This is a genomic window from Chelativorans sp. Marseille-P2723, assembly GCF_902809845.1.
GTDB lineage: Bacteria > Pseudomonadota > Alphaproteobacteria > Rhizobiales > Rhizobiaceae > Chelativorans.
In genome coordinates, this window is record NZ_CADDWI010000008.1 from 441,948 (window position 1) to 454,155 (window position 12,208).

Below are 12,208 nucleotides of genomic sequence, written 5' to 3' on the forward strand. Positions count from 1 at the left end.
GTCTCCCCTGTAAATCCGCCCGTTCAGCCGGTCCGTCCGTCCATGAACCTTGGGAACCAACCCTCATGGGCTTCTTCTAGTTCAGCAACGGATATGGCATGTGCCTCGCCGAGTTTCAATTCGTTGCCTCCCGTAACGCCGATCCGGATGAGGGATACCCCCGCTTTTTGCGCTTGCGCTATCAACTCGTCCAGCACTCCGTCTCCAAGAGAACACGCCAGCACGTAGCGGCCCTGATCTTCACCGAAGAAGGCTGCGTCTGCGTTTGCAGGCGGTTCGTCGATCCTGGCTCCAATACCCGACGCAATTGCCATTTCGGCAAGGGCCACTGCCAGACCGCCATCGGAAATGTCATGGACGACACTGGTCTTACCGTTACGGATAAGGGAGCGAACGAAATCTCCCACCCGCTTCTCGTGCTCAAGGTCAACCGGCGGCGGCGTGCCTTCGGCGCGTTTGAAGATGTCGCGCAGATACGCCGACTGGCCGAGATGAGAGCCCCAGCCCTGCGGGCCTCCCGCCAGTAGGATCGTCTGCCCTTCCTCCGTAAATGCAATGCGGGCCATTTTTGCCCGGTCGGGAATGAGACCAACGCCGGCGATGGTCGGCGTGGGCGGAATGGCCTCTCCCAGAGTCTCGTTGTAGAGTGATACGTTACCCGAGACGATCGGGAAGGAAAGCGCTCGACAAGCCTCTCCAATGCCCTCAATGGCACGCACGAGCTGCCCCATGATCTCGGGCCGCTCGGGATTGCCGAAATTCAGATTGTCGGTGGCAGCCAGCGGCTCCGCACCGACAGCTGTGAGATTACGCCAGCATTCAGCCACGGCCTGCTTGCCGCCTTCATATGGGTCGGCCTGGCAATAACGGGGAGTGACGTCGGATGAAAAGGCGAGAGCCTTGGTTTGGTGGCCTTCGACGCGGACAACGCCGGCATCGCCGCCGGGAATTTGCAAAGAGTTTCCCTGAATGAGCGTGTCGTACTGCTCCCAGACCCAGCGGCGTGAGGAAAGATCGGGCGAGCCGAGGAGTTTCAGGAGGGCTGCTGCAACGTCTGTCTGAGGCAGGCTCGCGGTGTCAAGGGGCGCAAGCGGAGAGGGCGCTTGCCATGGCCGATCATACTCCGGCGCCTCGTCGCCGAGTTCCTTGATGGGAAGATTGGCAACCTCCTCGCCCTGATGCAGAACGCGGAAGCGGAGATCATCCGTCGTGCGGCCGATGACGGCGAAGTCCAGCCCCCATTTGCGGAAGATGACTTCGGCCTCCTCATGCTTTTCTGGCCGCAGGACCATGAGCATGCGCTCCTGGCTCTCCGACAGCATCATCTCGTAGGCTGACATGCGCTCCTCGCGCGCCGGAACGTTGTCCAGGTTCAACTCAATGCCAAGATCGCCCTTCGCCCCCATCTCAACCGCCGAACAGGTTAGGCCCGCAGCACCCATGTCCTGAATGGCGATGACGGCTCCGATATCCATCAGTTCAAGGCAAGCCTCCAGCAAGCATTTTTCGGTGAAGGGGTCGCCCACCTGCACGGTCGGACGCTTCTCATCGATGCCCTCATCGAACTCCGCAGATGCCATCGTGGCGCCGCCCACGCCATCGCGACCGGTCTTGGCGCCGAGATAGACAACCGGCAGTCCGACGCCTTCGGCCTTGGAGTAGAAAATGGCGTCCGTGCGGGCAAGGCCGGCAGCGAAGGCGTTGACGAGGCAGTTGCCGTTATACCGCGCGTCAAAATTCAATTCGCCGCCGACGGTGGGAACTCCAAAGGCGTTGCCATAGCCGCCGATTCCCGCCACCACCCCGGCCACCAGATGTTTCGTCTTGGGATGATCCGGAGCGCCGAAACGCAGCGCGTTCATGGCTGCGATTGGCCTTGCTCCCATGGTGAAGACGTCGCGAAGGATTCCGCCGACGCCCGTAGCGGCCCCCTGATAAGGCTCGATATAGGAGGGGTGGTTGTGGCTCTCCATCTTGAAGACGACGCACTGCCCGTCACCGATGTCCACAACGCCTGCATTCTCGCCCGGACCCTGGATCACCTGCGGGCCGGATGTGGGCAGTGTGCGCAGCCACTTTTTGGAACTCTTGTAAGAGCAGTGCTCGTTCCACATGGCTGAGAAGATGCCAAGCTCTGTGAAGGTCGGCTCCCGCCCGATCAGATCGAGGATGCGTTGGTATTCCTCCGGCTTCAGGCCGTGTGCGGCGACAAGATCTTCTGTGATGGGAATGGTGTTGGGTATAGTCATTGTCCTTGTGCCCTGCATCCTTTGATCAGCTGCGGCAGGTAAGCCCACCGCGGGACCAGCGCCCGATGTCGGCTGTCATACGCTGACCGGCCGGAGTTCCAGCGAGCGGGCCGTAGGTTTCAACCCCGGCGGGCGTGCCGCTCGCTTCGATCACCATCAGCGGCAAGCCGCCTGCTTTGCCCTTATCAAAAACCAGAATGCGAGGTCTGCCTGCCGTTGTATCCAGTTCTGGAATCAGGGTGAGATTACGGAAATCACGATCCGTTGAACGCATCCAGCACCTTGCACCTGCTTCGTTGATGCGTTGCAGTGTGCGGACGCTGGCCGACACTTCCGCGCCCTGTGATGACGGCGCTGCCGGGAAATTGCTTTGGCAACCCGCCAGTAGGGCAGGGATGCAAATCGCCGCGAAAGGAAGAGTGCAGGGCAAGCCCCTTGTGAAGGGCAACCGGAATCCTCTCCGCCTCACGCAGCTTTTCCCAAAATGCCTTCAAATAGCGGGCGCCCATCAGTGCCTCCGTGGGCGGTCTCGATCAGGTTTTCTGGATGCGGCATCATCCCCAGCACATTGCCGGTTTCATTGACGATCCCCGCGATATCGTTGACGGAGCCGTTGGGGTTCGTTCCTTCCGCGTAGCGAAAAACCACCTGACCCTCGCCTTCGATACGGGCCAGCGATTCAGGATCGGCAAAATAGTTGCCGTCCTGGTGCGCCACGGGACAGCGGATGATTTGGCCGGACGAGTAGGCGCGGGTAAAAGCAGTGCCGGCATTCGATACCTGAAGCTTGACCTCACGGCAGACGAATTTTAGCGAAGCGTTGCGAAGCAATGCGCCCGGCAGCAGGCCGGCCTCTATAAGGATCTGAAAGCCGTTGCAGACGCCCATGACGAGCACGCCCTTCTTCGCCATCTCCGCCACCGCTCGCATCACCGGTGTGCGGGCAGCGATCGCTCCGCAGCGCAGATAGTCGCCATAGGAATAGCCACCCGGAATGATGATGAGGTCAAGGCCGGAAGGCAATGCGGTTTCGGTCTGCCAGACGATGAGGGGTTCCCTGCCTGAAACCAACCTCAAAGCGGCTATCATGTCGCGGTCTCGATTTAGGCCGGGAAGCTGGACTACTGCGGATTTCATGCGCTCAGATCGTGGGGTTCGGTTTGTAGGTTACTGTAAGTTCTCGCAAATGAAGCCGGTGCTTGCTGCTCGAACCGTTCCAAATGGCGCAGGGACTAAGGTCGCAAACATCACACATCAACCGGCCCAGGATGGAACAGGCTCCGGCGCCACCCTCGTCCAATCCATCGAATGAGGTATTTTCCGTTGCATCTTTCAAGAATTCCGCCGTGCGATCCTTCCCGAGACAGGCCGCCGCTACCTCACTCGATTGAGATGCTATAGTTCTCGATCACGGTGTTCGCCAGCAGACGCTCGCACATCTCCTTCAGATCGGCCTCCGCCGTTGCCTTGTCAGCCGTATCGAGCTCTATGTCAAAGACCTTGCCTTGGCGCACAGAGCCGATGCCAGAAAATCCCAGCCCTGCAAGCGCACCCTCTATTGCCTTCCCCTGTGGGTCCAGCACCCCATTCTTCAATGTGACGGTGACGCGTGCCTTGATCACGTCGATCAGTCTCCCTTGGCTTTCGCTTTAATGTTTGGTCTCGCCATTGGGCTTGGATGACACAAGTACCGGGCCGGTGGGCTTGATCGGCTCGTTCTCGTTCATGATGCCGAGCCTTCGCGCGACTTCTTGATAGGCCTCCACCAACCCGCCCATGTCGCGGCGGAAGCGGTCCTTGTCCAGCCTGTCACGGGTGGAAACATCCCACAACCGGCAGGAGTCGGGCGATATCTCGTCGGCCACGACGATGCGCATCATATCTCCTTCCCAAAGGCGTCCGCATTCGATCTTGAAGTCTACGAGCTGGATGCCGACTCCGAGGAAAAGGCCGGAGAGGAAATCGTTGATGCGAATAGCGAGTGCCATGATATCGTCGAGCTCCTGGGGGCTCGCCCATCCGAAAGCCGTAATGTGCTCTTCGGACACCATCGGATCGTCGAGCGCGTCTGCCTTGTAGTAGAACTCGATGATGGAACGCGGCAGAACCGTGCCTTCCTCAAGGCCAAGCCTTTTTGCCAGCGAGCCTGCGGCAATATTGCGCACGACGATCTCCAGGGGGATCATCTCCACTTCCCTGATGAGCTGCTCGCGCATGTTGAGCCGGCGAATGAAATGGGTGGGGACGCCCATCCGGTTCAGATGCTCGAAAATGAACTCGGAAATCCGGTTGTTGAGGACGCCCTTGCCATCGACAATCTCGTGCTTCTTCTTGTTGAAGGCAGTGGCATCGTCCTTGAAGAACTGGATCAGCGTGCCGGGCTCAGGCCCTTCATAAAGAATTTTGGCCTTGCCTTCATAAATGCGGCGGCGACGGTTCATAGCTTTCTCTGGTGTTGGTGCCGGCCTTTAAGGTGATGTTCATGGGCCGACTCGACAAGATGGAGGGCCAGATGGCTCCCGCGCTCTCTAGCCTAATCGTTGCCTCATCTCAATCTGCAATTCCCCGCTTCAACGGATTCTGTCCGCCATGTGAGCGCTCTATTGACGCTTCGCAACGCTTCTGGTCTCTAACGCTTATCGCTGTCAACCGCCGTCCTGCTTTGCGGCGGCGCATAAGCCGGAGTTTCGATCGATGAGCAGCATGAAAGAGCGTGAGGAAGCATTCGAGCGGATGTTCGTTCGCGATGAGGAACTGAAATTCAAGGCCGTTTCTCGCCGCAACAGGCTGCTCGGATTATGGGCTGCCGAAAAGCTGGGTAAATCGGGGGTGGCTGCGGAAGAGTATGCGAAGGAAGTGATCAGGGCAGATCTCAAGGAACCCGGCCATGAGGACGTCTTCCAGAAGATCCGGAAGGACTTTGACGCGGCCAATGTTGACGCGTCCGATGAAACCATTCGCAACAGGATGGTGGAGTTGCTCGCGGAAGCGGTGGAGCAGGTGAAGAGCGAGTAATCGCCTCGAAATGAAGAGAGGCGGCAGCTCCTTAACGGGCCCTTAAAGCTTCGACAGGAAGCGGGCGAAAGCGAGCGTTCCTTCTGGCCACGGCCCGTAGCCCGACTCAGCATTGATATGCCCAGCCTCTCCGGCATCGAGAAACTGGGATCCCCAGCAGAAAGCAATCTCTTCGGCTGCTTCGAAACTGCCGAAGGGATCGTTGCGACTTACCACTACCACGGACGGGAAGGGCAGGGGCGCGCGCGGGTAGGGGCCAAAGGTTAGAAGATGCTTCGGCCTAATCGACGGGTTTGTCACTTCTGGCGGTGCGACGAGAAATGCTCCGGCTACTTTCTTGCGGAACAGCGGAACCGCATGAACTGCCGATGCCGCGCCCAGCGAATGGGCAATGAGGATGACGGGCCTTTCCGCCGCGTTCACTGCATCCGCAACACTTTGAACCCAATCCTCGCGCCGGGGCTTTGACCATTCGGCCTGTTCCACGCGGCGCGCGGTGGACATGCGGGTCTGCCACCGGGTTTGCCAATGATCCGGCCCCGAATTGGTGTAGCCGGGAATGATGAGGATGTCGGCGTCCTTTACTTTCATGATCGCGCATCTAGCGGTTGGCTCCGGCTGGATCAACCCACGGGCAGCAGGTCGCGGGAGATCGCGATTGGTAAACAACGTGTTCTCTTTCCACGCGCTTGTACACTTAGCTCGGCAGGATCAAATTGGGTGCACAAGCATTTCCCGTGTCCTTGAGACCGGGTTTTCAGGAGCTCAGATATGACCCATCTTCCCTTCGCCGCCGCGACGCCGGTCAGGATCGCTTCGGTCGCTCTCAAGGCGCGAGACGCCGACGCGCTCGCCCAGTTCTATCGTACTGTGGTGGGACTGGACGAACTCGGTCGGAGCAATGGCTCAATCCAATTGGGTGCCGGTGGCCGTCATCTTCTGACGATCGAGGCTGCCCCGGATGCAAAACCCGACAATCCGCGCGAAGCGGGCCTGTTCCATACGGCTTTCCTGCTGCCTTCACGGAAGGCCCTTGCACAATGGGCGCGACGTGCTGTGGAGGAGCCACTCCCGATTGATGGTGCTTCCGATCATCTGGTTAGCGAAGCCATCTACCTGACCGATCCTGAAGGAAACGGCATTGAGATCTATGCCGACAGGCCGCGCGAGCAGTGGCTCTGGGAAGGCGATGAAGTCTCCATGAAGACTTTGCGGCTCAATTTCGAAGATCTGCTCGCCGAGGGGGGCGACGATCCCTGGAAAGGCGCACCTGACGGAACGGTAATCGGCCATGTCCACCTTCGTGTGGGTGATCCGGCAGAAGCCGAAAGGTGGTGGCACGAGACAATCGGCCTCGACGTCATGGCGCGATATGGGCCGCAGGCTGTCTTCCTCGCCTCAGGCGGCTATCACCACCATGTCGGCGCAAATTCCTGGCACAGCCGCGGCGCGGGCCGTCGCGATCCCGCCCGGACGGGCCTTGCATGGATCGAACTGCACTCGTCAGAAGCCGGGGAGGAAAGGCTTCTGGAGGATCCATGGGGTACTGCGATTCGCCTTGTGCCTTCGTCTGGAGCCTGATTTGGGGAGGTTAGTCCTCCCCGAACACCCTCCTGAAGAGGGTATCAACGTGCTTGGTATGATAGGCCAGATCGAATTTCTCCCGGATCTCTGCTTCCGGGAGCGCCGCGCGCACCTCATCGTCGGCGAGCAGTTCCTCCAGGAAATCTGCCCCTTTCTCCCAAACTTTCATCGCGTTGCGCTGAACCAGCCTGTAGGCGTCCTCACGGCTCACGCCCGCCTGCGTCAGCGCCAGCATGACACGTTGCGAATGGACCAGCCCGCGGAATCGGTCGAGGTTGCGCTGCATGTTCTGAGGGTAAACGACGAGCTTTTCCATGAGACCGGTCAGCCGGACAAGCGCGAAATCGAGCGTCACGGTGGCATCAGGGCCGATCATGCGCTCCACCGAGGAGTGGGAGATGTCGCGCTCATGCCATAGGGCGACATTTTCGAGGGCCGGAATCGCGTATGCCCGTACCATCCTAGCAAGGCCCGTAAGATTTTCCGACAGGACGGGATTGCGCTTATGCGGCATGGCCGACGAACCTTTCTGGCCCGGCGAGAAGTATTCTTCCGCCTCTAGCACTTCCGTGCGCTGCAGATGGCGCACTTCGGTTGCCAGCCTTTCAATCGACGAGGCGATAACAGCGAGCGTGGCGAAGAACATGGCATGTCTGTCGCGCGGTATGACCTGGGTCGAAATGGGCTCGGGGCTGAGCCCCATTCTTTTCGCTACATGCTCTTCAACACGCGGGTCGATATTGGCAAACGTCCCCACCGCGCCGGAAAGGGCGCAAGTCGCCACCTCCTCACGAGCGCGCGTTAAGCGATCACGGCAACGGGCAAATTCCGCGTAGGCTTGAGCCAGTTTCAGCCCGAAGGTCGTAGGTTCGGCATGAATGCCATGGCTTCGGCCAATGGTGATCGTGTCCTTGTGCTCGTAGGCGCGGTTCTTCAACACCGAAAGAAGCTGATCGAGATCGGCAAGCAGTATGTCGCTTGCACGCACCAGTTGTATATTGAAGCAGGTATCCAGCACGTCGGACGATGTCATGCCCTGATGCACGAAGCGCGCCTCCGGCCCGACGATCTCGGCAAGATGGGTGAGGAAGGCAATGACGTCGTGCTTTGTCTCGCGCTCGATCTCGTCGATGCGCTCTATGTCAAAGGTGGCCTTGGCGCCCTTTTCCCAGATCTTCTGGGCTGCCTCCTTCGGTACGATGCCCAGCTCCGCCATGGCATCGGCTGCGTGAGCCTCGATCTCGAACCAGATGCGAAATTTCGACTCGGGCGACCAAATCGCTGCCATTTCGGGGCGGGAATAACGCGGGATCATGAGATTTGCCTGCTTTGTGGAGAGTTGCGAGCCTCCTATCAGAGCGGCCCCTAAAGCTCAACGTGGGCGCGCGGCAAACCAAATGCTGGCGGCGAAGAGCCCCAAAAGGCCGATCGGAAAATAGAGCCGCAGGCCGATTACGGCAAATTGATAAGCGGCGCTCGCCAGCGTGAAGACGAACTGTAGGATCCAGACGAAAGAGAACGGCCCGGCATGCCACTGTGCGTAATAGGCGCGGTATTCAAGCGCGAAGAGGGCAGCGGTCACGGCTCCCGTCGCCACTGCAAGCGCGAGGAAGAATGTGGCGAAACGCTGGGTGAAGCCCTTGGTGCCTGAAACAAGCGTTGCTGCCAGCAAGGCGATGGGAAAGGCGAGGGCACCACCTGCCATGTAGAGCACCAGCAATGCCGCGATGTGGGAGAGCGTCGCCCAATGGGCAAGCCCGGAAAAAGCGCTTGCTGCCATCAGCACTGTCCAGAGCACAGTTCCGCCAAACAGCTCACGTGCGGAAGGCGCAGCGCGGCGCAGCCACGTGACAAAGCCGTTCGTCCGTTTGAACGTGGAGGAAGACAAATGTTACAACCTGCCGGTCACCGCAAGGAAGCGGTGGTCTGGACCTTCAAACCCCACTTGCCGGATTGCTATGAGGACGGCGTAAACGGGCGCGGACCCTTCAGGGTGGAAGGTCTGGATGCCAGCGATGCGATAGCCGAGCGGGCAACCGCGGCTTGAGGGTATGCTCGAATCTTCGTGAACGATCCGCGTTTCCTCGCCAGCAGCGGCGCCGACGCGCAGGAGGCGAAAGCCAGCCACCGGTCCGAAATGGCGGCATCGTTCCGGCTCGCCAAGCACAAGCTCCTCCAGACGGAATTCCAGCGCCTCATCGAGCGGAGGCATGATCGGCCGAGGATTGACCATCATGCGATGCGGGTCCGCTGATAGCTCCGTCACAGCGTTCCAGCCAGCCCGGAAACCGATGTTCCGTCTGAGTTCTTCGTCCGCGACGATTCTTTGGCCGCGGGTTTTCGCCTGGTCCCTTGCCTCCTCCAGCCTCGCCCGCTCATCATCGAGCCGGACTCGGATGGGCGTGTTCGCAACAAAGCTATCCGTTGCCGTCTCGATATAGAAGCGGTTCGCGTAGGGAAAGCCCGAACCGTCCTGAATGCCATATTCTTCAAAAGCGAAAATGCTTCCGTCTGAACTGAAGCCAAGAACTTCCACCGCAGCCATATCTCCGGCCCGAGTGGCCAGCGGCGCAAGGAGGAAGGCAAACAGGAACAATGCGAAGCGGAATTCCCGCATGAAGTTTTCCCTCGCCGTAACTAAGGTTATCAGAGTCCGTGGCGGTCGCGGAAGGTGGGCATGATGTCTCCATCGGCTTTCTGCGCGGAATAGACGCCTCGGGCGATGGCTCGTGCCATGGTCGCTGTCGCAGCAGCGTAAAGCTCGATTGTTGTATCCAGCTCGAGTTCGCTTTCGCTGCGTCCGGTCGCCAGCGCAAAGACCAAATCGCCGTCCATGGGGGTGTGCGCGGGCCAGATGGCGCGTGCAAATCCGTCATGCGCTGCGATGGCAAGCCGTTGAGCAGCAGGTTTTGATAGTTTTGCATCGGTCGCGACCACAGCGATGGTCGTGTTACCGCCCGGGCCGGACGGAAGCCGCCTGAGCTTTGTTACCGGATCTTGAGCCTGGGCAGGCATTGGCGCGGGAAGGCCAAGACCGCCGAACTCGTTGCCAGCCTCGAAGGGAGCGGCCCAGAAGTGGGGCATATCGGCCACCGTGGCAGAGCCTACGGCATTGACCGCCACCAGCGCTCCTACAGTAATACCGTTCTCAAGCCGGGTAGAAGCGGAACCGAGTCCGCCCTTGAGCGTCGCCGTCGTCGCGCCCGTACCCGCGCCGTCGGAGCCGAGGGTAAAATCCTCCCTCGCAGCCAAGGTGGCTTCATAGCCCAGTTCGCGGTAGGGCGGAAAGCGGCCCCAGTCTTTGTCGCCACCATTGACGAGATCGAAGAGGATGGCGGCAGGTACGATCGGCACACGTTGCCCGCCGACGGCGAAACCTCTTCCAGCTTCGCGCAATGCGGCCTGCGTGCCCGAGGCCGCGTCGAGCCCGAAGGCCGAGCCGCCCGCAAGCACCACCGCATCCACGGTTTCGACCAGATTTTGCGGTGCCAGCAGATCCGTCTCGCGCGTGCCGGGCGCCCCGCCCAGCACTTGAACACCGGCGACCGCCGGCTCCTCACAAAGGACGATAGTGACGCCCGACTTCAACCGGTCGTCTCTGCTGTTGCCGACCTTCAGGCCGGCCACGTCTGTAATCAGGTTCCTCGGCCCCGTCCGGAACACTTACTCCACCTCTACGAATTGCTCTCCGTCGTAGCGGAAGAGCCGGTAAAAATTGCGGTCCAGGTTGCCCCCCTTATCGAACAGGATCGTGCCGATGGCGGTCTCGAAAGACTGGCCGGACAGGACGTCATCGATGGCAAGACTTTCCGCTGCCGCTTTCTGCGTGGCCTGGGCAGCGACTTCAAGAGCGGCGTAACCCGGAAGCACGTATCCTTCCGGCAGGATTGCCGCTTCGCGGAGCCGGTCCACAACTTCCGGCCTTGCGATCTCCTGCCATTCCGGCAGCCCCACCATCAGGACGCCTGCCGGAAGCGGCTCGGGTCCATCGTCCGCACGCAGCGCTTCGCCGCCGACAAATGTCACCTCATAATCCATGGACGCTGCATCACGCGCCATTATAGCGATGTCTGCTCGGTCTCCGCCGACAAAGACATGGGTTGCACCCGCTCGCCGCAGGCGGCCCATAAGACCAATCTGATTTTCAAGCTGGGGACGAAAGGTGTCGAAGAAGACCGGCCTCAGTCCCGCAAGTTCCGCTTCTCTACGCAGCGTCTCTGCTAGTTCGCGGCCGTATATCGTGCCGTCGTCTATGATGGCGAAGAAGACGCCGCGCCACTGCCGCACCAGGATTTCGGCGACCGCTCTCCGTTCATCGTCATCGCGCGGTCCCAGCCGGTAGACCGGCCAACCGGAACGGGAGCGCTCGTTGGTGAGGCTGCTGGTTCTGACTGGCGAGACAACGGGAATGCCTGCATCCGCAAGAATGGGCATCGCGGCTGCGATGGCTGGCGTACATAGAAAGCCGATAACAATGGACACACCCGAGTCGACGAGCGTCTGTGCCGCTGCAGCTCCCTGCTCTTCCGAACAGCCGCCATCCGCCTCGACGAGTTCGATGCCTGCAAATTGCTGCGCGGCGGCGCCTGCGCCACGGACCCATTGTTCGCCGAGCAGGCGGAAGTTGCCGCTAAGCGGCGCCGCAACGCCGATGGTCTGCTGTTGAGCCTGTGCCGGAAGCGCTGATGCGAGAGCAAGCATCGCAAGAAATACACGGATGAGGTGTTTCGAAAATGCTGTGATCCTGTTTTCCTCCACTTCACCAGAGGAGACTCGTAAATGGTAGCAGGGCAAGGCGCAACACGCTATGAGGCGCTTGTATGCGGATGCATAAAACCTATATCGGTGCGGCGAGGACTGATTTGCTGAAGACTAACGACGTAGCGCCACAGGATTATCGTGATGCCATGGCTCGCTTTGCGGGTGCCGTGCATGTTGTCACGACGGACGGTTCCCATGGCCGACGTGGCGTGACCGTGATTGCTGCCTGCTCGGTGTCGGATAACCCTCCTACCGTTCTGGTGTGCCTTAATCGGGAAAATCCTAGAAACGATGCCTTTCTGAAGAATGGGATCTTTGCGCTCAATACGTTGAGCGCAGGGCAGGAGCACATCTCCAACGCCTTTTCGGGTTTTTCCGGCCTGCCGCAGGAAGAGCGTTTCGCGCTTGGCGAGTGGGAGACGCTGTCTAGCGGCGCCCCCACACTGGTCGACGCGCTCACCGTCTTTGACTGCCGCATCATCGATACGAAGGAATTTGCAACCCATCGCATCTATTTCGGAAGGGTGACGGGATTGCGTATTGGAGATAAGCTGCGGCCGCTCCTTTATCATGACCGTGGCTACCGCGTGTTGTAATCC

Annotated in this window: 14 protein-coding genes; 3 read left to right on the forward strand and 11 right to left on the reverse strand. The window is 59.9% G+C overall.

Features of this window, described 5'->3' with window-relative positions; translation table 11 throughout:
• Positions 1-23 precede the first annotated feature (23 nt).
• The 5 genes from purL to purC all read right to left on the reverse strand — a co-directional run bounded on the left by purL (position 24) and on the right by purC (position 4,690).
• Positions 24-2,249, reverse strand: coding sequence for a phosphoribosylformylglycinamidine synthase subunit PurL (gene purL, locus HUS57_RS04010; protein WP_173931626.1), 2,226 nt, complete (start codon positions 2,247-2,249; stop codon positions 24-26).
• 25 nt (positions 2,250-2,274) lie between these two features.
• The gene (locus HUS57_RS04015; RefSeq protein ID WP_173931627.1) at positions 2,275-2,523 is read right to left on the reverse strand and encodes a hypothetical protein; all 249 of its coding nucleotides are present in this window, start codon (positions 2,521-2,523) and stop codon (positions 2,275-2,277) included.
• A 191-nt stretch (positions 2,524-2,714) separates the two neighbouring features.
• Positions 2,715-3,386, reverse strand: coding sequence for a phosphoribosylformylglycinamidine synthase subunit PurQ (gene purQ, locus HUS57_RS04020; RefSeq protein WP_173931628.1), 672 nt, complete (start codon positions 3,384-3,386; stop codon positions 2,715-2,717).
• Between the two features lie 242 nt (positions 3,387-3,628).
• Positions 3,629-3,871 carry a phosphoribosylformylglycinamidine synthase subunit PurS gene (gene purS, locus HUS57_RS04025; RefSeq protein ID WP_173931629.1) on the reverse strand — a complete coding sequence of 81 codons (243 nt, stop codon included), beginning with the start codon at positions 3,869-3,871 and terminating at the stop codon, positions 3,629-3,631.
• Positions 3,872-3,898: 27 nt separating this feature from the next.
• Entirely contained in the window at positions 3,899-4,690 is a 792-nt protein-coding gene (gene purC / locus HUS57_RS04030; protein WP_173931630.1) for a phosphoribosylaminoimidazolesuccinocarboxamide synthase, read from the reverse strand.
• Positions 4,691-4,943: 253 nt separating this feature from the next.
• Between purC and HUS57_RS04035 the strand changes: the two genes are divergently transcribed.
• On the forward strand, positions 4,944-5,264 hold the full coding sequence (locus tag HUS57_RS04035) for a DUF1476 domain-containing protein (protein WP_173931631.1): 321 nt from the start codon (positions 4,944-4,946) through the stop codon (positions 5,262-5,264).
• A 42-nt stretch (positions 5,265-5,306) separates the two neighbouring features.
• On the opposite strand, the gene HUS57_RS04040 is transcribed toward HUS57_RS04035, so the two are convergent.
• Positions 5,307-5,855 carry an alpha/beta hydrolase gene (locus HUS57_RS04040; protein WP_173931632.1) on the reverse strand — a complete coding sequence of 183 codons (549 nt, stop codon included), beginning with the start codon at positions 5,853-5,855 and terminating at the stop codon, positions 5,307-5,309.
• A gap of 180 nt (positions 5,856-6,035) precedes the next feature.
• Here HUS57_RS04040 and HUS57_RS04045 point away from each other — a divergent pair, with 180 nt between their 5' ends.
• Entirely contained in the window at positions 6,036-6,845 is an 810-nt protein-coding gene (locus tag HUS57_RS04045) for a VOC family protein (protein WP_173931633.1), read from the forward strand.
• A 10-nt stretch (positions 6,846-6,855) separates the two neighbouring features.
• Here HUS57_RS04045 and purB read toward each other — a convergent pair whose 3' ends face one another.
• The 5 genes from purB to HUS57_RS04070 all read right to left on the reverse strand — a co-directional run bounded on the left by purB (position 6,856) and on the right by HUS57_RS04070 (position 11,549).
• On the reverse strand, positions 6,856-8,163 hold the full coding sequence (purB, locus tag HUS57_RS04050) for an adenylosuccinate lyase (RefSeq protein ID WP_173931634.1): 1,308 nt from the start codon (positions 8,161-8,163) through the stop codon (positions 6,856-6,858).
• A gap of 57 nt (positions 8,164-8,220) precedes the next feature.
• Entirely contained in the window at positions 8,221-8,628 is a 408-nt protein-coding gene (locus tag HUS57_RS04055; protein ID WP_246727729.1) for a hypothetical protein, read from the reverse strand.
• A 111-nt stretch (positions 8,629-8,739) separates the two neighbouring features.
• The gene (locus HUS57_RS04060) at positions 8,740-9,465 is read right to left on the reverse strand and encodes a DUF2259 domain-containing protein (RefSeq protein ID WP_173931635.1); all 726 of its coding nucleotides are present in this window, start codon (positions 9,463-9,465) and stop codon (positions 8,740-8,742) included.
• 29 nt (positions 9,466-9,494) lie between these two features.
• Complete coding sequence (locus HUS57_RS04065) at positions 9,495-10,511, reverse strand: P1 family peptidase (protein WP_173931636.1); 1,017 nt, start codon at positions 10,509-10,511, stop codon at positions 9,495-9,497.
• On the reverse strand, positions 10,512-11,549 hold the full coding sequence (locus HUS57_RS04070) for a branched-chain amino acid ABC transporter substrate-binding protein (protein WP_173931637.1): 1,038 nt from the start codon (positions 11,547-11,549) through the stop codon (positions 10,512-10,514).
• Positions 11,550-11,710: 161 nt separating this feature from the next.
• On the opposite strand from HUS57_RS04070, the gene HUS57_RS04075 reads away from it, so the two are divergent.
• A complete protein-coding gene (locus HUS57_RS04075; protein ID WP_173932267.1) occupies positions 11,711-12,205 on the forward strand; it encodes a flavin reductase in 495 nt (164 codons plus the stop codon).
• The last annotated feature ends 3 nt before the right edge of the window (positions 12,206-12,208 follow it).